This is a genomic window from Iodobacter sp. CM08 (assembly GCF_033446605.1).
In the GTDB taxonomy this organism is placed as follows: domain Bacteria; phylum Pseudomonadota; class Gammaproteobacteria; order Burkholderiales; family Chitinibacteraceae; genus Iodobacter.
Genome location: NZ_JAWQUO010000005.1, coordinates 1 through 25,236, shown reverse-complemented (window position 1 = coordinate 25,236; position 25,236 = coordinate 1). Strand labels below are relative to the sequence as shown.

Here is a 25,236-nt window from a genome sequence, read left to right as displayed (position 1 = left end):
TTTACATCCTTACGTTGTTTGAAAGACAAAGTGGGAGGTGCTCTGGCGTACTTATTTGCTGCTTAGCCGCGTAGAATGTCGCTACTCCAACCCGTCTATCTCCTGATCCTATGTCCGAACAACCATCTGCTGACGCCATTCTATCCACTCAAGCCATTAAAGACGCGCTATTAGAACAAGTTAAAAGCCTGCCGGATCAGCCTGGGGTGTATCGATTCTTGGGGGCGGATGGCACGGTTTTATATGTGGGCAAGGCAATTAATCTGCGCAAGCGGGTGGGCTCTTATTTCCAAAAAAATGATCACAGCCCACGTATTCGTTTAATGCTGGCTCAGGTAATGCGCTTAGACACCACGGTGGTGCGCTCCGAAGGCGAGGCGCTGGTATTAGAAAATAATCTGATCAAGGCTTTAGCCCCACGCTATAACATTTTGTTTCGGGACGATAAAAGCTATCCCTATGTGGTGATTACGGGGCATGACTCCCCGCGCTTAGCCTATTACCGTGGCACTTTAGATAAACGCCATCAATATTTTGGCCCCTTTCCCAATGGCTACGTGGTTAAAGAAAGCATTCAGCTGTTACAAAAAGTTTTTAAAATACGCACTTGTGAAGACACGGTTTTTGCCAATCGTTCTAGGCCCTGTTTATTGCATCAAATCAAGCGCTGCTCGGCACCCTGTGTGGATTTAATTAGCCATGATGATTATCGAAGCGATGTTAATAACGCGGTGCGGTTTTTAAATGGCAAGGCCAGCGAAATATTGGGTGAATTAGAATTGCGCATGCAAATGGCATCTGAAGGTTGGCGATTTGAAGAGGCGGCGGCGATTCGGGATCAAATTAGCGCTTTATCGCGCATCCAAGATAAGCAATTTGTTTCGAGTAATAGTAGCGAGGTGGATGCGGATATTGTGGCGTGTGTGATTGCACAAGGCATGATTTGTGTGAACCTAGCTATGGTGCGCGGTGGACGGCATGTGGGGGATAAAAACCTATTTCCATCGCATGCCGATGGTTATGATGCACCTGCAGCACTTGAGGCGTTTTTGGCCCAGCATTATTTAGAGCGCAATACGCCGCCGGTGATTTTTTGCCATCCTGAGCCAGAAAACGCTGCCCTATTGGCGGATTTGTTGAGCCAGCAGGCCGAGCATAAGGTGGTATTGAATAGTAATCCCAATGGCGAGCGACGCGTTTGGCTAGAAATGGCGCTTAAGAATGCTGAATTGGCAATTTTGCAAAGAAGTAGCCAAACCGCTACGCAGCATGCTCGATTAGCTTCTTTGATCGAAGCCATGCAGTGGCCCGATACCATTGCCCGTATCGAATGCTTTGATATCTCGCACACCATGGGTGAAGCCACCGTGGCCTCTTGTGTGGTGTACGACCGTATGGATATGCAGCCTAAGGAATACCGCCGTTATAATATTGAAGGCATTACGCCAGGGGACGATTACGCCGCCATGCGCCAAGCCTTAATTCGCCGTTACGGCAAAATTGCAGCGGGTGAAGGTATGGTGCCCGATGTGGTGTTGATCGATGGTGGCAAGGGCCAGCTATCTATGGCGGTAGAGGCGATGAGCGAGGTGGGCATGCTTGAGCCTATCTTGCTAGGTGTGGCTAAAGGTGAAACGCGTAAGGCCGGTTTGGAGCAGCTCATCTTGGTGGATAGGCCAGAGCCAATCCAATTGCGACGTGACCATCCCGCTTTGCATTTAATTCAGCAAATTCGTGATGAAGCGCACCGTTTTGCCATCACCGGTCACCGTGCCAGACGCGCTAAAGCAAGGGTTTCATCCAGCTTAGAAGATGTAGAAGGCATTGGCCCAAAACGGCGGCAAAAATTACTCGCCCGCTTTGGTGGCTTGCAAGGGGTAAAGGCCGCCAGTGTGGATGAATTAAAGCAGGTAGAGGGGATTAGCCAAGCCTTGGCAGAAAAAATCCATGCCGTGTTGCGTGCTTAATGAAACCTGATTATGTCTCTTGCTCAATGAACTCTGTGCAGGAGGGTTTCTTGAGTGTTGGGCTTGATTTTTGAATGTGTAGGGCGGGTGAAACCCGCGAGTGATGCTGAAGAAATACGCGGGTTTCACCCGCCCTACGATATTTATAATGAAATTGAGCAAGATACATAATCAGGTAATGAAAATGATGGGGTGCTGTTTTTTTTTGCTCGATTCAATCTTGGCCGTAGCGGCTCTTTAGTTTGTAGGCAAAGTGTCTGGTTTTTGTCTATGGATAAATTGCCTTTAGCTTGGATAATTTTGCTTTGTTGCACATTTTCACGAATGCCCTGAATAAAACGAGCTTGATCCGCAATCGGGCTGTGCATACTGGTAGAATGCGATTTTCTTGCTGTATTTGCCATTGGGTTCTGTATTCGCATGCCTTTTAATTTGCCGATATTTCTGACATGGTTGCGCGTTGCGCTGATTCCTATTTTTGTGGGCGTGTATTACCTGCCGATTAGTTTTATGCCACTCATTACCCAAAACATGGTGGGTAGTGCCTTGTTTTTTCTTGCGGCAATCACCGATTGGTTTGATGGTTATTTGGCACGTCGTTGGAATCAAACTTCTAGCTTTGGCGCATTTTTAGACCCTGTGGCGGATAAATTAATGGTCGCCGCCGCCCTGATTTTATTAGTGGAGCTGGCCCGTGCCCCAACATGGTTGGCGGTGATTATTATTGGCCGCGAAATTACTATTTCTGCGCTGCGCGAATGGATGGCGCAGCAAGGTAAATCTAAAAGCACGGCCGTGGCGTATATTGGTAAATTAAAAACTGGCGCACAAATGATTGCTATTTTATTGCTGCTTTGGGCAGGGCCTTTATTGCCAGGTGTTTCTACACAATTAATAGGTACACTGGCGCTATATATTGCCGGTATATTGACAATTATTTCTATGTTTTACTATTTGCAATTGGCTGCGCAGCAATTTAAAGAAGAATAATGTGTTGATGCCTGAGTGATAGATTAAAAACCTGTAAGCCGCTGTGTTTGCAGGTTTTTTTAATCTTATGGCTTGATGTTAATGAGTGAGTTCAAGAAATGGATTGCTCATGACATACACGAAACAAAAAATGAATAGATGGGTTTTTCGAGGTTCCCTTTGGTAAATTTAAGCCATAACACGCTCAATAAATTACTTACGAAGTAAATTGGTGACTCGTAGCTCGGAAAAATGCAGCTTTATTGGCTAGATCTCCTGTGTGTTTCATTGTCTTTTCGTATGTTTCGTGTTTTTTGTGGGTAAAAGTCGTGGTGCATAAAATAGATTAAAAAGGCGGCGCATGATTATTGTGATGAAATACGGCGCAAGCGAAGCGCAAATTGAGAGCGTGGTGAATAAAATCCACCAAGCGGGTCTAAAAGAGCACCTTTCCCGTGGCGCAGAGCTCACCATAATTGGGGTGATTGGGGATGAGGAGCGCTTAGAGCCTTCGCGTTTTGCCATCTTGCCTGGGGTAGAGCGGGTGAATCGGGTGGCCAAGCAATATAAGATTGTTTCGCGTAGTACGCACCCCAGTGGCACCATTATTAAAGTGCGTGGCGTTGAAATTGGCGGGGCGCAGATCCAAGTGATTGCGGGGGCTTATGTAGCAGAATCGGCGCAGCAAATGGATTTAACCGCCGATGCCGTTGCGGCAGCGGCTTGCCGGCTGATGCGCAGCGGTTCTTTTGGCGCACACCCTGCCGCTCAGCAGCGCGAAGCGTTGGGTTTATTAAGAGACGCTGCAGCGCGGCATCAACTGCCCATCGTGGCGGAGCTGCCGGATGTGCGCATGCTGGATACGTTTATGGAATACGACGTTGAAATCATCCAGATTGGTGAGCGTAATATGCAAAATCTGGATTTACTCAGGGAAGTTGGGCGTATCAATAAGCCGATTATCTTAAAGCGTGGCGTTTCGGCAACCATTGTGGAGTGGCTAATGGCTGCTGAATCGATTGCAGCGGGAGGTAATCACAATATTATTTTCTGCGAACATGGTATTCGTACTTTTGAAACGGCATACCGCAATGTTTTGGATATCAGTGCGATTGCGGTGCTTAAGCAAGAAACGCATTTGCCGGTGATGGTTGATCCTAGTGATGCCGGTGGCAAATCTTGGATGGTGCCTGCTTTGGCGCAAGCGGCCATTGCGGCAGGGGCGGATGGGGTGTTGCTGGATGTGCACCCCAACCCTGCGGAGGCACGCTACGCTGCAGATCAAGCACTTAGCCCGCAAGCTTTGCTAGATACACTTGCGGCCTTAAAACCCTTAGCTCTGGCCTTGGGTCGATCTCTTTAAAGGATAGTCATGTTCAATAAATCTTTGCTGGCAACAGCGCTGTTAGTGGTGGCCATAAGCGCGCAAGCGCGTTCTCTTTTGGATGGCGATTATGTTTTAAGCGAATGGCGGCATGCAGGCGTTACCCAGCGTGAGCCCAAAAAGGCGACCTTAAACATCAGTGGCGATCGGGTGAGTGGGGTCTCTGGGTGTAATCGTTATTCTGGCGGTATCAGCACTTTGCCCAAGCTAAAAGTAGGCCCGCTCGCCAGTACGCGGATGGCTTGCTTGGATGAGCAGGCGGCGCAAGTAGAATCCGCCGTCTTGGGTGTGTTGGACAAAGCGCAGCGCTACCGCTTGCAAAAAGGTAATCGCTTGGTGTTTTTAGCCGCGAAAGGCGAGCGACTCATCTTTGTTCGCCAGCCCGATGCGATCGAGCAAGTGCTTTATATCGCGCCTGAAACCAAAGCGTGTACCGGCGTTGTGCCTATGAATTGCCTGCAGACCCGTGAATCGCCTGCCGCAGAATGGACGCTTTTTTATGACCACATCGAAGGTTTCGATTATGTGGCAGGGAAAAGCTACAAAATCAAAGTACGCCGTGAAAAAGTAGCCAACCCGCCTGCGGATGCTTCCGCATTTAAATATGTCTTGCTTGAAGTTTTGGGTGACTAATGCGCATTAAACGGTTGGTTTTGCTGGGTACAGGGCTGATTGGTGGCTCGTTTGCGCTGGCACTCAAGCGGGCAAAGTGCGTGGATTATGTGGTGGGAGTGGGGCGTAATCCCGCTAATCTGGCGCGTGCCCTTGAGCTAAATGTGATTGATGAAGCAAGTGGGGATGCCGCCACCGCCGTGGCAGGCGCTGATTTGGTGTTGCTGAGCACGCCCGTTGGCCAAATGGGGGGGCTATTGCAGCAGATTGCCCCTTATTTGCCGACGCATTGCATTGTGAGTGATGCGGGTTCTACCAAACAGGATGTCAGTGCGCTGTATCAGCAATATCTGCCACAGCACTTAAGCCGCTGCGTACCGGGCCATCCAATTGCTGGCTCAGAATTATCCGGCGCGGCCGCTGCGCAATATGGTTTATACGAAGGGCGGCGCGTGGTGTTGACGCCGCTGCCTGAAAGTGGCCCAGAATCAGTAGCGCTGCTGCGCACCCTATGGCAGGCCTGCGGTGCCGAGGTGTTTGAAATGAGCGCGCTTGAGCATGACGGTGTTTTTTCTGCGGTGAGCCATGTGCCGCATTTGCTGGCCTTTAGCTATATGAATGCGCTGTTAGATCGCCACAATGCACCGCTTTGCCTCGATTTTGCCGCAACGGGTTTTAAGGATTTTACCCGTATCGCCGCATCTCACCCCGATATGTGGCGTGATATTACCCTTGCTAATAAAAGCGCTATTTTGCATGATCTAAAAGCCAATGCTGCGCAATTAGCGGCATTGATTGAATGTATCGAAAGCCAAAATGCCCAAGGCTTAACCGAGCAAATTGTTCGCGCCAGCACCGCGCGTAATCAATGGGGCCGTAAATCTAGGTAGGACTAATCATGAATTATTTGGCCAGTGAAACACGCTATCAAAATATGCCTTATCGCCGATTAGGCCGCAGTGGTTTAAAGTTGCCAGCGATCTCTTTGGGCTTATGGCATAACTTTGGTGAGAATCGTGCGTATAGCAGCAGCCGAGACATGGTCTTGGCAGCTTTTGATGCAGGCATCACCCACTTTGATCTTGCTAATAATTATGGCCCGCCCCCTGGCGCTGCTGAATCTACCTTTGGCCGCATCCTTGCCAAAGATCTTAAGCCCTATCGTGATGAGATTGTTGTATCGAGTAAGGCTGGTTGGGAAATGTGGCCAGGCCCTTATGGTGAATGGGGTAGTCGCAAGTATTTAATGGCAAGCCTTGATCAAAGCTTGCAACGTATGGGCTTGGATTATGTGGATATTTTTTATTCGCATCGGCCAGACCCCGATACCCCGCTAGAAGAAACCATGTCGGCATTGGATGCAATGGTGCGGCAAGGTAAGGCGCTGTACGTGGGGATTTCTTCCTATACCGCTGAGCAAACGCGTGAGGCGAGCCGCATATTAAAAGAGTTGGGCACACCTTGCCTGATTCATCAACCATCGTATTCCATGTTTGATCGTTGGATTGAGGGCGGTTTGTGTGATGTATTGGCCGAAGAGGGAATAGGCTCAATTGCTTTTTGTCCTTTGGCGCAAGGCTTGCTCACTTCACGCTATTTAAACGGTATCCCGCTCGATTCTCGTGCCGCTGCCGTGGATAATCCATTTTTAAGTGCGGATAAAGTTGAGCAAAGGATTGCTCAGATCAATGCGCTAAACCGAGTGGCCGAGGCGCGTGGGCAAACCTTGGCGCAAATGGCAATTGCTTGGGCGCTGCTGAAAGTAACGTCAGTTATCATCGGTGCCAGCCAAGTGGCACAAATTAAAGAAAACATTATTGCTGTGCAAAATTTAGAATTTAGTGCTGCTGAGTTGCAGCAGATTGAATTGATTTTAACGACGTAGCTGCGCGGTAATCGGCGCAGTCTAAATAGGCAAGGAAAGATATGTCGGGTATCGCTGTTTTAGCTATTGATGGGCCGTCCGCTTCGGGCAAAGGGTCGGTTGCACAAGGTGTTGCAGAAGCACTTGGGTTTGCCTACCTGGATTCGGGTGCTTTGTATCGTTTAAGCGCTTTGGCCGCCAAGCAAGCAGGCGTGGCGTGGCGTGATGAGCTTGGGGTGGCCCGTATTGCTGCATCATTAGATGTGCGCTTTGAGGCGGGTTTAATCTTGCTGAGTGGGCAAGACGTGAGTGCGCAAATTCGCAGCGAAGAAATTGGCGTAGGTGCTTCACAAATTGCCGCCTTTGCTGCAGTAAGGCAGGCTTTGCTCGCGCGTCAGCGGGCTTTTGCGCTTGCCCCTGGCTTGGTAGCAGATGGTCGTGACATGGGCTCGGTGGTGTTCCCACAGGCAGAACTGAAGATTTTTTTAACCGCCAGTGCCAAAGTGCGTGCAGAGCGCCGCTATACGCAGCTGCTTGGGCGGGGTGAGTTGGCAGATTTAGCGGCGATTACCCAAGATTTAGAATCAAGGGACGCGCGCGATGCTGCTAGAGCTGAGGCGCCATTGCGTCAATGGCCGGATGCTTTGCTCTTGGAAACCTCGAATTTGAGCTTAGATCAGGTGGTTGAGCAGGTGTTATCTTGGTGGAAAACACGGCCTAAAGAGGAATAATGTGGTTTTTCTTGTTATAAATCACGCCTTTTATCCCCAAGTACTTGAACTATAACAGAGAATTCTTTAGAATCGCCACACTAAGCCATGGCCCTAGGTCGTGGCTTTTGCCCTTGTTGGGTATTTATCGTGTTTTAGGGCGCAAAGCCTTACAACATTTGTTTAACTAACTTATTTTTGGCATTCCGCCCAAAAATGCTTGGAAATTTCCATTTATATGACTACTGCTACTCTGTCCGGCTCCATGGAAAGCTTTGCCGCTCTGTTCGAAGAAAGCCTAACGCGTCAGGAAATGCGCGCTGGTGAAGTGATCACTGCTGAAGTGGTTGCTATCGACCATAACTTCGTGACTGTGAACGCCGGCCTGAAGTCCGAGTCGCTGATCCCGCTCGAAGAATTCAAAAACGACAATGGCGAACTTGACGTTAAAGTTGGCGATTTCGTTCCTGTTGCAATTGATAGCCTGGAAAACGGCTACGGCGAAACTAAGCTTTCCCGTGAAAAAGCAAAACGTCTGGCTGCATGGATTGAGCTTGAAGATTGCCTAGAAAAAGCCATGGTTATGACCGGTGTTATTTCCGGTAAGGTTAAGGGTGGTCTGACTGTTATGGTTAACGGTCTGCGCGCATTCTTGCCAGGTTCTTTGGTTGATATTCGTCCAGTTAAAGACACCACTCCATTCGAAGGCAAGCAAATCGAATTTAAGGTGATCAAACTTGATCGTAAGCGTAACAACGTTGTTGTTTCACGCCGTGCGGTTCTGGAAGAGTCCTTGGGCGAAGAGCGTCAAAAACTCCTTGAAACACTCAAGGAAGGCGCGATCATCAAGGGTATCGTTAAAAACATCACAGACTACGGCGCGTTCGTTGATCTGGGTGGTATTGACGGTCTGTTGCACATTACTGACCTTGCTTGGCGTCGTGTGAAGCACCCATCCGAAGTTCTGGCTGTTGGCGATGAAGTTGAAGCTAAGGTTCTGAAATTCGATCAAGAGAAGAACCGCGTTTCTCTAGGTCTGAAGCAATTGGGCGAAGATCCTTGGGTTGGTTTGTCACGTCGTTACCCATCGGGTACACGTATGTTCGGTAAGGTTACTAACCTTACAGACTACGGCGCATTCGTTGAAATCGAACAAGGCATCGAAGGTCTGGTTCACGTTTCAGAAATGGATTGGACTAACAAAAACGTTCATCCATCTAAGGTTGTTCAGCTTGGCGATGAAGTAGAAGTAATGATTCTGGATATCGACGAAGAAAAACGTCGTATCTCACTGGGTATGAAGCAGTGCATGGCTAATCCATGGGATGATTTTGCTGAAAACTTCAAGAAGGGTGACAAGATCAAGGGCGCAATCAAGTCTATTACTGACTTCGGTGTGTTCGTTGGTCTGGCTGGCGGTATCGACGGTCTGGTTCACTTATCTGATCTTTCTTGGAATGTGGCTGGCGAAGAAGCTGTTCGCAACTACAAGAAGGGCGATGAAGTTGAAGCGATGGTTCTGTCTATCGACACTGAGAAAGAACGCATCAGCCTTGGTATCAAGCAAATGGAAGGTGATCCTTTCAACAACTACGTTTCTACTTTCGACAAAGGTTCCCTTGTTAAGGGTACTGTGAAATCTTTGGATGCTAAGGGCGCAACAATTGCTCTGTCTGAAGAAATCGAAGGCTACCTGCGCTCTACAGAAGTTTCACGCGATCGCGTTGAAGACATCCGTACTGTGTTGAAAGAAGGCGACGAAGTTGAAGCCATGATCATCAACGTTGATCGTAAGAACCGTTCGATCAATCTGTCGATCAAAGCGAAAGACTCTGCTGATGAAACAGAAGTAATGAGCAAGCTGTCTACAGAAAGCACAGGTACTGCTGGTACAACCAGCCTAGGCGCCTTGCTGAAAGCTAAGATGTCTGGCGCAGAGTAATATGGATCAAGGTGGGATGACCAAGTCCGAGCTTATTGCAAAGCTCGCCCAGCGTTATCCGCAGCTGGTTGCGAAGGATGCAGAGCTGGCTGTGAAGACCATCTTAGATGCAATGGCCAAGAGCTTGTCTCAAGGTCAGCGTATCGAGATTCGTGGCTTTGGCAGTTTTGATCTGAATTATCGTCCGCCGCGAGTGGGGCGTAATCCGAAATCTGGTACGAAAGTAGCAGTTCCGGAGAAATTTGTTCCCCACTTTAAAGCGGGTAAAGAGCTTCGAGAAAGGGTTGATGCCCTGATTTGATGTTTTGCGTTACCTCAAGGCGACACCCAAGGGTGTCGCCTTTTTGTATTGGGGCGTAACATCCTCAATCCTTACGTACAATGTGCATTATCCATGCGAATGCAACGGCTGAATCGGTTACAATGCTACCTAGCTTATTTCTATGGTTCTAACCCATGCGATATTTCTACTGGCTGATTAAATTTATACTCTTTGTGATTATGTTTGGCTTTGCTATGCATAATGCCGAGCCTGTGGTACTTAAATTCTTTTTGGGTTATTTTTGGCAGGCGCCACTTGCTTTGCTATTGTTAGTTTTCTTTGTGGTTGGAGCCGTATTTGGTTTGTTGGCCGCATTTTCTAAGATCATTCGCTTGCGCCGTGAAGTCGTAGGCTTAAAAAAAGAATTACGTGCTAGGCAGACCGTTGCTGATTTAGCGCCTGATCTTCTTGTTGAACAACCCCGTGACGCGTTGTAAATCTATTTATGCTTGAAATTGAATACTGGTGGCTAATTGCCTTGCCGGCTTTTTTTGCCCTAGGGTGGTTGGCTGCGCGTGTAGATATTAAACATGTTTTGTCTGAAACTCGCTCTTTGCCTGTAGCGTATTTTAAAGGGCTAAACTACTTACTGAATGGTGAAACCAATCGCGCGGTAGATGTGTATGTGGATATTGCACGGCATCACGCAGAGACCATTGAATTGCAATTCACGCTTGGGCATTTGTTTCGCCGTCGTGGTGAATTAGAGCGTGCTATTCGTATGCATCAAAAGTTATTGGTTCGGCGTGAATTAACGGTGGGCCAAAAACAAACGGCGCAATTTGAATTGGCGCTTGATTTTATGCAAGCCGGTTTGTTTGATCGTGCAGAAAGTCTGCTCACTGAATTGGCCGATACTGATTACGCTAGGCAGGCGCGAATTGAATTGCTTGGGGTATATCAGCAGGAAAAAGCATGGGCAAAAGCGATTGAAACCGCACAGCAATTGCGGGATGAGCGTCATACCTATCAGCATGAAATTGCGCAGTTTTATTGCGAATTAGCCTCGCAAGGCGCTTTACGTTCTGAGCCTGCAGCGGCTCGCGCCTATTTGCAAAAAGCCATTGCTGAGCATCGTAAGTGTTCCCGTGCGTATATGATTTTGGCTGAGCTGGAAATTACGGCGGGTAATGTAGATGCTGCAATTGAAGCTTGGCTTAAGATTGAATCACAAGAGCCGCTTTATATTGCGCTGGCAGCAAGGCCATTGTTGGCGGCCTTTGATCTGCAAGGGCGTGCGGCCGAAGGGACGCAGCTCTTGTTGGGTCTGCTGCGCCAGTATCCTGAGTTAGATGTGTTGGATTTGGCTTATGAGCGCTTGCTAACTGAGCAGGGCCTGCTGGCTACGCATGAATTTGTACGGGAGCGGTTGAAAGCGCATCCAACGATGCCGAGTTTGCGTAAGGTGCTTGAGGCGCATTTGCTGGTGGCGCCAGATGATCAAAAAGTTGAGCTAGAGCTGATTGTGAAGCTGATTCACGATGCCACACGTGAGCAAACCATGTATCGCTGCACCCACTGTGGTTTTAAAGCCAAGCAATATTTTTGGCATTGCCCTGCTTGCACCGAGTGGGAAACCTTTCCGCCGGTTCGTGGCGCACAAAAATAACTCTACCCTGCTCACAGAGCGGTTTTAGGCTTGTTCGCCGCCCTAATGCCTAGCATAAAATTATAAATAGGATTGTGTATGCCGACTTCATCCCCCGTGATTGTTGCCTTGGATTACGCTAGTGCAGCAGAAGCCTTGGCCTTTGCTGATCGATTGAGCCCCGCTTTGTGTCGTCTAAAAGTGGGTAAAGAATTATTTACCCGTAGTGGCCCAGCATTGGTTGAGCAGTTGGTTGCGCGTGGTTTTGATGTGTTTTTAGATCTTAAATTTCACGATATTCCCAATACAGTTGCGCAGGCGTGCAAAGCCGCGGCAGAGTTGGGCGTGTGGATGGTGAATGTCCACGCCAGTGGTGGTCGTCGAATGATGGAAACTACACGTGATGCATTAGAGGCCTTGCCTCAGCGGCCCTTGCTGATTGCCGTGACTGTGTTAACCAGCATGAATGCTGCAGATTTGGCCGAGTTGGATTTGCCTGAGCCAACGGTACAGGTCGAAAAGTTGGCTCGTTTAACCCACGATTGTGGTTTGGATGGTGTAGTTTGCTCGGCACATGAGGCGAGCTTGCTAAAAAGTATTTGCGGTGCTGATTTTAATTTGATTACCCCAGGGATTCGCCCAGCTCATTTCGCCGCCAACGATCAGTCGCGCATCATGACGCCTGAAGAGGCCGTTGCTGCGGGGGCAGACTACTTGGTGATTGGTCGCCCCATTACACAAAGTGCGGATCCTGTGGCCGTGCTGCTGGAGATTAATCGTAGCTTGTTGGCGAAGGGGCAATAAATGTTGTCTGCAGAAGGCAAGCGTATGCTGGAGCGTGCAGTGGCAAATGCGCGGGTGCTCGTTGCGGGTGATGTGATGTTGGATCGCTATTGGTTTGGCGATGTGGATCGTATCTCGCCTGAGGCGCCCGTGCCTGTGGCACGTATTCGCCGTACAGAAGAGCGCGCAGGCGGGGCCGCTAATGTGGCAAGAAATATTGCGGCATTGGGTGGGCAGGCGCATTTATTGGCTGTAGTTGGGGATGATGAGGCTGGCCGTACCCTTGAAAAGCTGCTTATCGAGGATGGGGTGCATACCTATTTGCATCGTGATGCGACATTGGATACAACGGTGAAGCTGCGGGTATTGGCAAGGCAGCAGCAATTGCTGCGCATAGATTTTGAAAATGAGCCAAGCCATGAAATTTTGGCGGCGAAGCTCGATGAATTTAAGGCCTTGCTTGCTGAGATAGACGTTGTTATTTTGTCTGATTACGGCAAAGGTGGCTTACGCCACGTGCAGTTGATGATTGATGTAGCGCGGGCTGCAGGTAAAATTGTGCTGGTTGATCCTAAGGGGGATGAGTACGATCGCTATCGTGGGGCCACTTTGCTTACACCTAATCGTAGCGAATTTAGGCAGGTGGCGGGCAAGTGGGCTAATGATGCGGAGTTGGCCGAAAAAGCTGAGTCATTACGTGCATCATTAAACTTGGATGCATTGTTGGTGACGCGTAGTGAGGAAGGGATGACCTTATTTAGGCCAGAAGGCGTAGTGCATAAGCCAACCCATGCGCACGAAGTGTTTGATGTGTCGGGGGCAGGGGATACGGTCATTGCGACTTTAGGTTTGATGCTGGCGGCGGGTTTGGAAATGCCTGAGGCGATGGATTGGTCTAATCGAGCTGCTGGTGTAGTGGTTGCCAAGCTGGGTACTGCTGTAGTACACCCAGACGAGCTCTTTGCTTAATTGCTGGCTTGCTTATCTTAATGCTATACCCGTAGGCGTTTCGGCGATTTCCACTCTGTTTTTGCCAAGTTTTTTTGCTTGATACATGGCTTGGTCGGCGCGTTCTATCACGCGATCGCGCACCTCGCCAGGTAGCACCAGTGCAACCCCCGCACTAAAGGTGATCAGTAGTTTATCGTTATTATTTAAGAAGAAGCGCTTGGTAAGCTCACGTTGTAAGCGTTGAATCACGCTGACTGCTTCGTCAATGCCGGTTTCTGGCAAAATAAGGACAAACTCTTCTCCGCCGTAACGTGCCACAGAGTCCGTTGGGCGTAATAAGTCTTTTACGACTGTTACTAAGTGAACCAAGGCGGCATCGCCTGCTGCATGGCCTTGGCTGTCGTTTAGTTTTTTGAAATTATCAATGTCAAGTAAGCCTACCGTGAGCGGGCTTTCGCTACGTAATGCTCTTGCGGCCTCTACCTCAAATAACTCCTCTAAGCCGCGGCGATTTAATGCACCGGTGAGTTGATCTGTGCGGACTTTTTCGCTGACATGGGTAAGCTCTTGCTCAAGTATTATGATGCGTTGTTGGGCTTCATCGGCTTGGTTGCGGGCTTCTAGTAAATCGTCCCGTGAGCGGCGTACGTCGAGTTGCATGCTGCGGGTGTCGCCAAGGAGTGACTCTAAGACATCTTTTATGCTGCTTAGATTGTTTGCTTGCTGGATTTGCTCGGTATAGACGCTAATTTTGCTGTGGTATTGATCGGTGCTGTCCGACATCACGCTGAGGCGATCAATAAATGTAGCAATCATATTCTTAAGCACGGTTTGTGTTTCTACAAGGTTATGTTTAATTTGCCCCTGTTTAAATAAGACTTCTTTTAGGCCTGCTTCTGCATCATAAATCACTCGCATATCTAGGGGCTGCGCCATAATGGCTTGTACTACGGCAACTTGGCCACGTACCCATTCATCTTCAATCACAACTTCCGACATATTGTCTGTAAGCAAGCGCAATAAGCCCATTAGGCCATCGCATAAACGCATTTCTTGGTCGTTTTGTAACTCTAGGCGGAGCCAAAATTTGCGCAACCTAGGCATTAGTTTCTGAGTGCTGGCGCTATTGTTGACTGTGGCAACTTCGGCGGCGAGGTCAGTTGCCTCTTGTTGTAAATCTATGTTGTGGGTGAGGCGGGATTCAATACCAATGGTGAGGGCAACGTTTAGTGCATCTCGCCATTCGCGCCAATCAGAGTCTTCGCTGCCGGTGTTGGCGCTAGCTGTGTTGCTTGGGCTGCTGCTATTAATATCTGGTATGCCAAGTGTTTCAGGGCTATCACCGCTTTCTACACCGGATCCTCCCCAGGCTTTGATTAGGGCGCTGAGTTTTTCGTTCAGTGCATTACTCTCGCTGCCAAAATTAATCAGGACTTTTTCGAGTGAGTCTTGTTTTCTACTGGGGGTGTAGACGGGGTTGCGTAATTCCCATTGCCGAATTAAATCACGGATTAAATCTGCCCAGCTTTGGCTTAATTCTGTTTGCCCACCTTGGCTTTCAATGCTGCGAATAATCAGCGCAGGCATGCTGGCCCAGCTGGATTGTCCGGCGTGACGTTGCAATTGTTCAATATTACGTTGTAATTCTGGTGTTTGCCGTGGGAAGGCCCCCATGCTGGCAATCAGCTCTTTGATGGCGGGGTGTAGCTTATCTTTATCAGAGGTGCCCGCTATCTCATGATAAATTGACTCGTAATGGTCTGGAGTCGGTGGCACACGGCGCATGGTGAGTTGCTTGAGCGTTTCACGGGCGATATCGGTAGGGTTGCTAAGCTTATGCATGGCGTGCGGATTCGGTTAAAGAAGCTCGTCAATTATAGTGCATAAGACTAGGTGCTGTTGGCGTTTGATTGATAGCAAACGTCAATGGCGCCAAGGCGGTGTGCTGTGGCGGTGAATGCAATGCGTTCACCGCCTTTGAGGCTTAATGCAAGTGTGGGGAGGGAGTGTCGCTAGATTCTGGTGTTTCGGTGTGGATTAAATCCCCATCTAAATTAGGGAAAAGTGGAGTGCCGCAATCGTCACATTGATCCATCGGAAACGAGTGTTCATGGACGACAATATCGGTAATGCCTGATTCACGCAAAATGGCTTCGATTTCTGCGATGCAATCGGTGTGCTCGTCTTCGCCGTCGAGTAGTGGCCAGACTACGCCATGCAGCATGGGTTCTTCATTGCGGCGAACAAAGCCTACGCGATACTCTTCTAGGCGTCGTCCGTGGCAGGCGGCAATTACGCAGGTGAGTTGTCTGGCTTCTACGCTAAGTAAAAGTTGTAAGAAAGAGACAGATGCGCGCAAAGAATAAGCTCTCGATGCGCGGTCGGATTCTCGCCATGCGGCAAAGTAAGAAATGGGCAGAAGGGACTCCATTGCGCAGCCAGCAAACAAAGATTGCAGCGAATTGAGGCCTTGCTTTTGCCATTGCGTCAAAATATCTTTGCGTGAGCTATTTTCTTCTTGCCAACGAAACACCGCTTTGCCTTTAGGAGCAGCAATCGCGCCTAATAAATAACGTGTATCGGTTAAAAACGCGCTTGGCTCTGCATTATTGGCCTGTTCGCACATTAAGGTGCCGTTGCTGCTGGTTAAGTTTGCCAGTAATTTACTTAATTTTGCCGTGTTGCAATAGCCTTGTGGGAGCTGATCGGGGCTAAATAAAAAATCTGCTAGCGATAGCTTTGCGCCTTCAACAAACACATGCTTGCTTAAATGCTCGCGCAGGCTAGTAATACGCTCATCCCCTAGTGGCCCAGCGGGTATATTAAAGCGTGACCATGCCAGTAAGGGTACGGCAAACATAATGGCTTGGTATTCGTTTTTATCAATAAGGATGGTCTGGGTTTCGGTGCAGGCTTCTACGATATCTGCCAGTTCATTCCACGCCTGAGGATCGGTCTTGGAGAGCGTATCGAGTGCGGCATTGAGTGTTTCTTCATCCTCATCGAGCAAAATCTCACTGACTAAGCTGGCTAGTTTGTCTTGCCAGAAGCGATCCTCTGCAAGTGTGCATGAAACGCCAAGGCTGGTGGCGATGTGGATTAATTCATCTACTTCAGCAGCACCACGGCTGCGACGAACGGTGCGAGGTCTTTTATTCATGTTCTCATCTTTAACAAAGGTTCGTTTTATTTGAGTATGTGCGCTTATTTTCTTAATTTAGTTTAGGTGGTTTGTTTTTGGGTCTAAATGGCGGCTTCAAGGTAATGCGTATCCGTGCCGTAATCGGCTAATTTGCGAGATAAGTCTTTATTTACATTTTTTACAGGGCTAAGGCCTTGTTTTATCCAGAAGTTTGCTGCGCCAGCGATGGCGATTAAGCGTATTTTTTGTAATTTTTCTTGTCTGGCCCATTTTAAGGCTGTATCGAGTAGCTGCTGAGCAAGTCCTAATCCTCGTGCGCTTGGGTGCACGGCAAGATCGTGAATAAAATAAATATCGCAAGATTGATTTGGAGTGGGGAGTGGCGCGTTTAGAGCGGGTGGGGTATCGCCTGACCAAGGGTGAGTCAGTAAATAGGCGAGTACGTGCTGGTGTTGGGTAGCCACCCAGCAGCTTGATGGAGATTGCTGGTGTTTAGCGGTAAGGTGCTCTGCTTCTTCGAGTAGGTTGGCAGGATAACAAGCGCTTTGAATCCCCATAAGCGACTGGATATCGCTGGGAGTAAAGGGGCGCATTAAAATGGCATCTTTCACGGCATAGCTCGAAAGTAAAAACAGCCCATCAAAAGGATGGGCTGTTACTAATCTAATTCGCCACGCTTTGAATGCGGTATTGAGCATTCAAGACGGGCTTAAGATTTGACTGATAGACGATGGCTTACCAGCTAGCACGGCGTTGACGTGTTTCGCCAGTGCTTGCTGGACGCTCTGCGCGTGGTGCGCCGCTATCACGGCTGCCACTGCGGAAGCTGCCTGAATTGCTATTTGGGTTGCTTGCGCCGCCACCAAAGCTACCACGCGCTTCACGTGATTCACCGCCGCGTGGCGCATCGCCACCACCACGAGAATCGCTATGACGTTTGTCGCCGTAGCCGCCGCTATTGCTGTTATTGCCAGCGTAACCACCACGGCCACCGCCATTACCTGCACCAGCGCCAGCATAACCGCCACCACCTTGTGGACGCTTACCTTTGTAGCCGCCTGATGGCTTACGATCGCCGAAGCCACCGCCTGTGCCGCCGCCTTGGCCTGGCTTGAAGCGTGCTTCAAGACCTGGCATAGATACAGTGCCGAAATCGATGTTATAGCGACGACGAATGCGTGTCAGCAGCATGAAATCGTTTTTAGTTACCAGCGAAATGGCTTTACCAGTACGACCGGCACGGCCAGTACGACCAACGCGGTGGATGTAATCTTCTGCAAAGCGTGGCAGGTCAAAGTTTAATACCAAGCCAATACCTGCAACGTCAATACCACGCGCAGCAACATCAGTTGCAACTAAGATATCAATTTCAGCGCGACGTAGACGATCTAAAGTGCGGCGACGATCACGTTGTGCTAAGTCACCGTGCATTGCTGCAGCGCGGAAGCCTTCCAGCTTCAGCCATTCAGCAAGGCCGTCGGCGTCTGCTTTAGTTGCAGTAAATACAATCGATTGTGTTTCGCTGGCTTCTTTTAGCAGGGCAGCAACTAGTTTTTGCTTGTGCTCGTAACCGTCAGCGTAATGAACAGCTTGTTCAATTTGTGGCTGAGCGCTTGCAGTAACTTCCATTTCTACTAAGCGTGGGTCACGCAGCATTGGGCCAGCAAAGCGCTGTACTGTTTCTGACAATGTGGCAGAGAACAATGCAGTTTGGCGATCTTTAGGCATTGCAGAAACAATGGCTTCTACTTCATCAATAAAGCCCATGTCTAGCATGCGGTCGGCTTCATCCAGAATCAGCATATCTAAGCGAGCGAAATCGATACGGCCACCACGCATCAGGTCAGATAAACGACCTGGAGTAGCTACCAATACATCGTAAGGCTGGGCTAGCATACGGTTTTGAACTGGGTAAGGAACGCCGCCCACTACGCAAGCAACCTTGCAACGTGGGATCAGTTTGCAGTAATCTGTGGCTACTTTAGCAACTTGCTCAGCAAGTTCACGTGTAGGAGTAAGAACAAGTACACGTGGGCCACGCGCATTGTGCTTAGCTGGCTTAAATAGTTTGTGCAGTGCTGGCAGCAAGAATGCTGCAGTTTTACCTGTACCCGTTTGCGCAGAAGCCATCACATCATGGCCAGCCATTAATTGTGGAATTGCAGCGGCTTGCACTGGGGTAGGGGTAGTGATACCGAGCTTAGCTAATTCTTGCACCAATTCGGTGGCAAGGCCCATTTCGGCAAAAGCGTTTACAGGGGTATCAGAATGAGTTTCGCGATGTGGCATGAATATTCCTTTGAATATATCCCGGCGAGCGGGAAGACGGGCGCATTCCGGAATTAAATACGGAAACCGGCCGTCAGCGTTACATCGACGCTAACCGGTCAATCCGCATCTCATACAGCACAGGCGGGGGAAGGTCAGGGTACGATGGAGGTTTGTGCTAAAGCACAAAGAAGGTTGCGGATCATACCGATAGACAAACAAAAGCGCAAGCTAAATCGTCTTCGCCTACTTTGCTGTGGGACGAGCGGCATGGCGCAGTGCCTTGCTTTTTTATTGTAGTGCAACAAAAGTCGTTACACTTTGATTCACATCTAAAAGCCAGACAGGTAAAATGTCACTAGTCTGATATTTGCCAGGCATTTTCCCATCATCACTTGAAAGGTCCAACCGTGCTAGAAGTCTATCGTCAGCATGTTGCAGAGCGCGCAGCACAGGGTATCCCAGCGCTTCCACTGAATGTTTCGCAGACCACCGATCTCATCGAGCTGCTGAAAAACCCGCCTCAAGGTGAAGAGGCCTTTCTTGTCGACTTAATTACTTACCGCGTTCCAGCGGGCGTAGATAACGCAGCTAAAGTAAAAGCGTCTTATCTTGCCGCTGTGGCTCATGGTACTGAAGTATGCAGCTTAATCAGCCGCGCTAAAGCGACTGAGCTACTTGGAACCATGTTAGGTGGCTTTAATATCGCCCCTTTGGTCGATTTATTAGAGGATGCAGAAGTGGCTGCGATTGCCGCTGCTGCTTTATCTAAAACATTACTGATGTTTGATGCATTCCATGATGTTAAAACTAAAGCGGATGCAGGTAATGCCTTTGCTAAGCAAGTTTTACAATCTTGGGCGGATGCAGAGTGGTTTACTAGCCGCCCAGCGGTGCCAGCGAAAGTTACGCTGACGGTATTTAAAGTATCTGGCGAAACCAATACTGATGATCTATCCCCTGCACCAGATGCTTGGTCACGCCCAGATATTCCATTGCATGCCTTAGCTATGCTAAAAAACCCACGCCCAGGCATCGAAGCGGATCAGCCAGGTAGCGTAGGCCCCATCAAACAGTTGGATGCCCTTAAAGCCAAGGGCCATAAAATCGCTTATGTTGGCGATGTGGTGGGTACGGGTTCTTCACGTAAATCAGCGACCAACTCGGTGCTATGGTTTACCGGTGATGATATTCCTTATGTACCAAACAAGCGCTTCGGTGGCTTTTGCCTTGGTACAAAAATTGCCCCGATCTTCTTTAATACCATGGAAGACGCGGGTGCTTTGCCGATTGAAGTGGATGTCTCTGCCCTTGAAACCGGCGATGTGATCGATGTTTATCCGCTAGAAGGTAAAGTTGAGAAAAACGGCGTTGTGGTTTCTACCTTCAGCCTAAAAACCGATGTATTGCTCGATGAAGTGCGTGCCGGTGGCCGTATCCCGCTGATTATTGGCCGTGGCTTAACCGATAAAGCGCGTGAAGTGCTGGGCTTAGTGGCATCTGATGTATTTAAGCGCCCAGTTGCACCGGTAGATTCTGGCAAGGGCTATAGCTTAGCGCAGAAGATGGTGGGTAAAGCCTGTGGCGTGATTGGCGTTCGTCCAGGCACGTATTGCGAGCCACGCATGACTTCGGTTGGCTCACAAGACACCACCGGCCCAATGACCCGTGATGAGCTAAAAGACTTGGCCTGCCTTGGCTTCTCTGCTGATCTGGTGATGCAGTCGTTCTGCCATACCGCGGCTTACCCTAAGCCGGTTGATGTAAAAATGCACCATGAATTGCCAGAGTTCATCTCAACGCGCGGTGGTGTATCGCTGCGTCCGGGGGATGGTGTGATTCACTCGTGGCTGAATCGCTTGTTGCTGCCTGATACCGTGGGCACAGGTGGTGATAGCCACACCCGCTTCCCGATTGGTATTTCTTTCCCTGCTGGCTCTGGCTTAGTGGCGTTTGCTGCGGCAACAGGTGTAATGCCGCTAGATATGCCTGAATCGGTGTTGGTGCGCTTTAAAGGTGAAATGCAGCCAGGTATCACCCTGCGTGATTTGGTGAACGCCATTCCGCTTTACGCGATCAAGCAAGGCCTGCTGACCGTTGAAAAGAAAGGCAAACAAAACATTTTCTCTGGCCGCATCTTAGAAATTGAAGGCTTGCCTAAGCTCAAAGTTGAGCAAGCATTTGAATTGTCTGATGCATCTGCGGAGCGCTCTGCTGCAGGTTGTTCGGTGCAGTTGGATAAAGAGCCAATTGCAGAGTACCTGACTTCTAATATCACCCTGATGAAATGGATGATTGCTGAAGGCTATGCGGATGCTCGCACCTTGGCACGCCGTATCGCCGCGATGGAAGAATGGCTGGCAAATCCTAAATTGCTGCAGCCGGATGCTGACGCTGAATATGCAGTGATTATCGATATCGATTTGGCTGATATTAAAGAGCCTATCGTGGCTTGCCCGAACGATCCTGATGACGTGAAATTCTTGTCAGAAGTAGCCGGTGATGTGATTGATGAAGTGTTTATTGGCTCTTGCATGACCAATATCGGGCACTTCCGCGCGGCTTCTAAATTGCTTGAAGGCAAGAGCGATATCCCTGTTCGCCTGTGGATTGCTCCACCCACCAAAATGGATGCGCAGCAGCTGACGGAAGAAGGCCATTACGGCGTATTAGGCCGCACTGGCGCGCGTATGGAGATGCCAGGTTGCTCATTGTGTATGGGTAACCAAGCACAGGTGCGCAAGGGCTCGACTGCGTTCTCGACATCGACACGTAACTTCCCAAATCGCTTAGGGATTGATACCCGCGTTTATCTGGGCTCGGCTGAGCTGGCTTCGGTTTGCGCTATGCTGGGTAAGATTCCGACGAACGAGGAATATCTTGCGAATATCGGGATTCTTGCGCAAAAATCCGACGAAGTGTATCGCTACTTGAATTTTGATCAAATCAAGCGCTATAGCGATATCGCCGATACGGTAAGCGCTAAGTAATATCCAAGGCCACCGCTTACGGTGTAGGTGGTGGCCTGTGATTTTCGAAGGGCTTGCAGGGCAAGCTCGGCAAGAATCACCTTTCTTTGCGAGTCGAGCTATTAGCTCGGCTTTTTTATTGATGACGTGCTTGACCCACCCATCTTACTCGTTGAAGGCTCAAGGCCGTGGCAAGACCTCTTGATCCTTCAGGGGGTATTTTGGGTAAAAGCAAAAAAGAAGTGTTAATGTACATGAAGTCATTTAAATATAAAAAGGCCACGAATATGCTCGTGGCCTTTTAGAGTAGCCAGTGCGTTTATCACGCACGGGCTGTTTTAAGCAGCAGCAGCGTTGTTTGCACCGTTAGTTTTCTTTGCAGCAGTCTTAACTGCATCTGCAGTTGCCGTGCCAGCAGCTTTAACTGAAGCGTCAGCAAAGTCAGCGACTTGCTTTGCAGCTTTTGTCAGGCTATCCACTGCAGCTGCAGTGGCTTGTAGTGTTGATTTAACAGCAGCAACCGCTACATCTGTACCAGCAGGGGCAGATTTAACAAATTGATCTAAACCAGATACAACATGCTTATTGAAAGCAGTAGTACGTTCTTCAACCAGTTGCGAAGTTTCAGCTTGTGCTTGTGAAGTGATTTCGTACAGGCTGCGTGAGTAATTGGTGGCTTGTTCGATCGATGATTCAGCCAGTTTTTGACGCAATGCTAAAGCTTCTTGAGCATCTTTAACGGCAACTAGCGCATTTGCGCTTTTTGCGTTGCTTTCTAGTGTGCTTTTTGCTACTTCAACTTGCAGCTTGATGATACGTTCGGCAGAATCAATGGAAATGCGTGCAAAACGCAGTGCCACTTCAACTTGCTCGGTCGCGAACGCGGAGAATTGTTGCTGTGCAGTAGTCATCTCAATGATCCTTTCTGTCGTTCAGTTTTGTGGGTTTTGGTAGCGAGTTGCACACTTAAATATGATGCAGTGCACAATCAGTGCTTATTCTGGAATAGGCTTTTACGATTGTCAATAAAATTGTGCATCGCAACATGTTGCATGAATAGATAGTCCAGACTATCCTCTTCTCAATAACAAATAATATACACACGAGGCAGCACTTATGAGCGTGGAAAAACGCGTTATCAAGAAGTATCCAAACCGCCGCCTATATGACACGGCCACGAGCTGTTACATCACTTTGGTGGATGTAAAACAGCTGGTTTTGGATAATATTGATATTCAAATTGTGGATGCTAAAAGTGGTGAAGACATCACTCGCAGTGTGTTGCTACAAGTCATTATGGAAGAAGAAGCTGGCGGAATGCCTATGTTTTCTTATGATGTGCTTACGCAAATCATTCGCTTTTACGGGAATGCAATGCAAGGTGTCATGGGGAATTACTTAGAAAAAAACATGCAACTCTTTGCTGAAATGCAAGGTCGCTTACAGACACAGGCTAAGTCGGTGATTACCGGCGAAAACCCGATGCTTTCAAATGCAAATCTGTGGGGAGACTTTATGAAGTTTCAAGGCCCAGGCATGCAAAGTATGATGAATAATTATCTTGAAAGCAGTACGTCAATGTTTGTGGATATGCAGCAACAGTTGCAAGATCGCGCCAGACATTTATTTACCGGTATGGGTATGCCAGGTTACGGCAAGGAAGGGGATGTACCTAGCGATGACCCTTTGCCAACCGATCCACCTGCGGCAGCCGCAGAAGAGACTATCGTTGAGGTCGAGGTGGCAAAGCCTGCGCCTAAACGAAGGGCTGCTAAAAGTTGAACTTTGAATAATGTGGTAAGTCTAGAAAAGAGCGCCCTTCGGGGCGTTTTTGCGTTTGTAATAAGATAAGGTTGAATTTTGGATACTTCTTTTGAGCGCCGTTTTGGCGGTATTGCCCGTTTGTATGGCATTGCGGCATTAGCGCAATTTCGGCAAGCGCATGTGTGTGTTGTGGGTGTGGGTGGCGTGGGATCTTGGGCGGCCGAGGCTTTGGCGCGCTCTGGTATTGGCCATATCACGCTGATCGATTTGGATGATATTTGTGTATCTAACACCAATCGTCAGCTGCCCGCCTTGGAAGGGAATTATGGCCGGATGAAAGTAGCCGCACTGGCTGAGAGAATTGTTCAGATTAATCCAGAATGCATCGTGGATATGATCGAAGATTTTGTCAGTGTTGATAATTTTGAAGAAACTTTAGGTCGTGGTTACGACGCCATTATTGATGCCATTGATTCGGTCAAAACTAAGGCGGCGATGATTGCTTGGTGCAAACGGCGCAAAATTCGCTTGGTGACAACGGGCGGCGCGGGCGGGCAGATCGACCCTAGCCAAATTGCCGTGGTGGATTTATCTAAAACGATAAATGATCCGCTGGCAGCAAAAGTGCGCTCAATCTTGCGCCGTGAATATGGTTTTGCGCAGCAGGGTAAAAAAATGGGCGTGGAATGCGTTTATTCCACCGAGCAACTGGTTTATCCGCAGGCAGATGGCAGCATCTGTACTCAAAAGCCCGCCGTGGGCGATGCGGCTTTGGGCTTGGGTTGTGAAGGTGGCTTTGGCGCGTCGGTGGCAGTAACAGGCTGCTTTGGCTTTGTGGCTGCGGCGCAAGTACTTAAACATTTAGCAAAAATAGCGCCTGCTGCGGAAGCAACATCCCTTATTTAACGGGGGGCATGCAGTAAGGTCAAACAATGCGTCGTCTACGAAAAACACAGGCAGTTGGCGCGTTGTAATTGTTCATTCTTTGATTCAATCAAATGTTTTCAATGAGAATCATCCTTGCCCTAATTTAGTAGATTGAACGCAAATTAAGTCAAGTAAGTGCCTTTGTGCATAACATCAGTTGTTGAAGCATTAAAGGGGTTGACGATGCGGCGTTTGCTACTCTTAGGCTTGCTTTTTTTCATACGGCCTGTGCAGGCTTGTACCCTTTGGGGGGCGGTAGGTGAGGCCGCAGGTGGCGGCACCTTGCTGGCTAAAAATCGCGATTGGCAGCCTGATCATGTGCAGTCTGTCCGCCTCGTTCACCCTAAGCAGGGCGCGGCTTATGTTGGGTTGTATGCCGACGATGGCTCGGTGCCAGGGCTGAAGGCGGGGGTGAATGAGTTTGGCTTGTCGGTAGTGGGCGCAATGGCAGGTAGCTTGTCTCGGGAAGAGCGAGAGGCGCAAGGCGGTACAAGAAATCTGATAGGCGACATTTTGCGTAAGGATCATCATATTGCCGATGTGCTGGCCCGTGCAGAGCAGCGCTTTAGCAAGAGTGGGCCGGTATTTTTACTGATTAGCGACCATAGCCAGCTTTTGCAAGTCGAAATTGGCAAGGATGGCCGCTATACGCTGCAAAGCCAGTCTCAGGGAGTGATGAGTCATACCAATCATTATCTGAGCGATGAGTTGGCGGATTGCAATTACAAAATTGGCAAAAGCAGTGAAACGCGGTTGGCGCGGATTCGCAGCTTGCTCACTAATGCTAGCACCCCTTACCGTTTAAATGATTTTGCCACCTTTAGCCAAGACCAAAATGCAGGCCCAGATAACAGCCTGTGGCGTGTGGGCAGGGAGCACACCTTAGCCAGTTGGCAAATCGCCACCCCAGCCAATGCACCACCGCTATTGTCGATTCGTTTGGCGAACCCTGGTAATCCCCCCACAAAACCAGCTCATTTTTAAGTAGAATTTTCTCGCAGTGTTTGAGGAGCTCTACATGAAAGCAGCACGCTATTCCGACAGCCAAATTATGGCGATTTTAAAGCAAGCCGA

At 49.0% G+C, this 25,236-nt stretch carries 22 protein-coding genes; 17 read left to right on the top strand and 5 right to left on the bottom strand.

Going from position 1 to position 25,236, the window contains the following annotated elements:
- Positions 1–110 precede the first annotated feature (110 nt).
- The 13 genes from uvrC to rfaE1 all read left to right on the top strand — a co-directional run bounded on the left by uvrC (position 111) and on the right by rfaE1 (position 13,110).
- Positions 111–1,967 (top strand): excinuclease ABC subunit UvrC, encoded by a 1,857-nt coding sequence (uvrC, locus tag R6242_RS03755; RefSeq protein ID WP_318423911.1) that lies wholly within the window; start codon positions 111–113, stop codon positions 1,965–1,967.
- Positions 1,968–2,387: 420 nt separating this feature from the next.
- Positions 2,388–2,957, top strand: coding sequence for a CDP-diacylglycerol--glycerol-3-phosphate 3-phosphatidyltransferase (gene pgsA / locus R6242_RS03750; RefSeq protein WP_318423908.1), 570 nt, complete (start codon positions 2,388–2,390; stop codon positions 2,955–2,957).
- A 340-nt stretch (positions 2,958–3,297) separates the two neighbouring features.
- Positions 3,298–4,299, top strand: coding sequence for a 3-deoxy-7-phosphoheptulonate synthase (locus tag R6242_RS03745; protein WP_318423905.1), 1,002 nt, complete (start codon positions 3,298–3,300; stop codon positions 4,297–4,299).
- 9 nt (positions 4,300–4,308) lie between these two features.
- Positions 4,309–4,953 carry an META and DUF4377 domain-containing protein gene (locus tag R6242_RS03740; protein ID WP_318423902.1) on the top strand — a complete coding sequence of 215 codons (645 nt, stop codon included), beginning with the start codon at positions 4,309–4,311 and terminating at the stop codon, positions 4,951–4,953.
- Positions 4,953–5,822, top strand: a complete 870-nt coding sequence (locus R6242_RS03735) for a prephenate dehydrogenase (RefSeq protein ID WP_318423899.1) — start codon at positions 4,953–4,955, stop codon at positions 5,820–5,822. Before R6242_RS03740 ends, R6242_RS03735 begins: the two co-directional genes overlap by 1 nt.
- Before the next feature lie 8 nt (positions 5,823–5,830).
- Positions 5,831–6,817: an aldo/keto reductase gene (locus R6242_RS03730; protein ID WP_318423896.1), complete on the top strand. Its 987-nt coding sequence runs from the start codon at positions 5,831–5,833 to the stop codon at positions 6,815–6,817.
- A gap of 41 nt (positions 6,818–6,858) precedes the next feature.
- Positions 6,859–7,527 carry a (d)CMP kinase gene (gene cmk / locus R6242_RS03725; protein ID WP_318423893.1) on the top strand — a complete coding sequence of 223 codons (669 nt, stop codon included), beginning with the start codon at positions 6,859–6,861 and terminating at the stop codon, positions 7,525–7,527.
- A 244-nt stretch (positions 7,528–7,771) separates the two neighbouring features.
- On the top strand, positions 7,772–9,448 hold the full coding sequence (gene rpsA / locus R6242_RS03720; RefSeq protein WP_374759863.1) for a 30S ribosomal protein S1: 1,677 nt from the start codon (positions 7,772–7,774) through the stop codon (positions 9,446–9,448).
- Between the two features lie 16 nt (positions 9,449–9,464).
- Entirely contained in the window at positions 9,465–9,749 is a 285-nt protein-coding gene (locus tag R6242_RS03715) for an integration host factor subunit beta (RefSeq protein WP_130108284.1), read from the top strand.
- A 155-nt stretch (positions 9,750–9,904) separates the two neighbouring features.
- A complete protein-coding gene (locus R6242_RS03710) occupies positions 9,905–10,207 on the top strand; it encodes a lipopolysaccharide assembly LapA domain-containing protein (RefSeq protein WP_293934197.1) in 303 nt (100 codons plus the stop codon).
- Positions 10,208–10,215: 8 nt separating this feature from the next.
- Positions 10,216–11,379, top strand: coding sequence for a lipopolysaccharide assembly protein LapB (gene lapB, locus R6242_RS03705; RefSeq protein WP_293934195.1), 1,164 nt, complete (start codon positions 10,216–10,218; stop codon positions 11,377–11,379).
- A gap of 78 nt (positions 11,380–11,457) precedes the next feature.
- Positions 11,458–12,162, top strand: a complete 705-nt coding sequence (gene pyrF, locus R6242_RS03700; protein ID WP_318423886.1) for an orotidine-5'-phosphate decarboxylase — start codon at positions 11,458–11,460, stop codon at positions 12,160–12,162.
- A complete protein-coding gene (gene rfaE1, locus R6242_RS03695) occupies positions 12,163–13,110 on the top strand; it encodes a D-glycero-beta-D-manno-heptose-7-phosphate kinase (RefSeq protein WP_318423882.1) in 948 nt (315 codons plus the stop codon).
- 12 nt (positions 13,111–13,122) lie between these two features.
- Here the strand turns inward: rfaE1 and R6242_RS03690 are convergent, their stop codons facing one another.
- The 4 genes from R6242_RS03690 to R6242_RS03675 form a co-directional block, all read right to left on the bottom strand.
- Positions 13,123–14,934, bottom strand: coding sequence for a GGDEF domain-containing protein (locus R6242_RS03690; RefSeq protein ID WP_318423879.1), 1,812 nt, complete (start codon positions 14,932–14,934; stop codon positions 13,123–13,125).
- Between the two features lie 142 nt (positions 14,935–15,076).
- Positions 15,077–16,252 (bottom strand): DUF2863 family protein, encoded by a 1,176-nt coding sequence (locus R6242_RS03685; protein WP_318423876.1) that lies wholly within the window; start codon positions 16,250–16,252, stop codon positions 15,077–15,079.
- Positions 16,253–16,335: 83 nt separating this feature from the next.
- Positions 16,336–16,932, bottom strand: coding sequence for a GNAT family N-acetyltransferase (locus tag R6242_RS03680; protein WP_318423873.1), 597 nt, complete (start codon positions 16,930–16,932; stop codon positions 16,336–16,338).
- Between the two features lie 37 nt (positions 16,933–16,969).
- Complete coding sequence (locus R6242_RS03675) at positions 16,970–18,523, bottom strand: DEAD/DEAH box helicase (protein ID WP_318423869.1); 1,554 nt, start codon at positions 18,521–18,523, stop codon at positions 16,970–16,972.
- A 389-nt stretch (positions 18,524–18,912) separates the two neighbouring features.
- On the opposite strand from R6242_RS03675, the gene acnB reads away from it, so the two are divergent.
- Positions 18,913–21,492, top strand: coding sequence for a bifunctional aconitate hydratase 2/2-methylisocitrate dehydratase (gene acnB / locus R6242_RS03670; protein ID WP_318423866.1), 2,580 nt, complete (start codon positions 18,913–18,915; stop codon positions 21,490–21,492).
- Between the two features lie 317 nt (positions 21,493–21,809).
- Here acnB and R6242_RS03665 read toward each other — a convergent pair whose 3' ends face one another.
- Entirely contained in the window at positions 21,810–22,382 is a 573-nt protein-coding gene (locus R6242_RS03665; protein WP_318423864.1) for a phasin family protein, read from the bottom strand.
- A 205-nt stretch (positions 22,383–22,587) separates the two neighbouring features.
- Here R6242_RS03665 and phaR point away from each other — a divergent pair, with 205 nt between their 5' ends.
- From phaR to R6242_RS03650, 3 genes are all read left to right on the top strand, one after another.
- Complete coding sequence (gene phaR, locus R6242_RS03660) at positions 22,588–23,253, top strand: polyhydroxyalkanoate synthesis repressor PhaR (RefSeq protein ID WP_293934174.1); 666 nt, start codon at positions 22,588–22,590, stop codon at positions 23,251–23,253.
- A gap of 75 nt (positions 23,254–23,328) precedes the next feature.
- Positions 23,329–24,141, top strand: a complete 813-nt coding sequence (tcdA, locus tag R6242_RS03655) for a tRNA cyclic N6-threonylcarbamoyladenosine(37) synthase TcdA (protein ID WP_293934245.1) — start codon at positions 23,329–23,331, stop codon at positions 24,139–24,141.
- Between the two features lie 204 nt (positions 24,142–24,345).
- On the top strand, positions 24,346–25,146 hold the full coding sequence (locus tag R6242_RS03650; protein WP_318423860.1) for a carcinine hydrolase/isopenicillin-N N-acyltransferase family protein: 801 nt from the start codon (positions 24,346–24,348) through the stop codon (positions 25,144–25,146).
- Positions 25,147–25,236 lie beyond the last annotated feature (90 nt).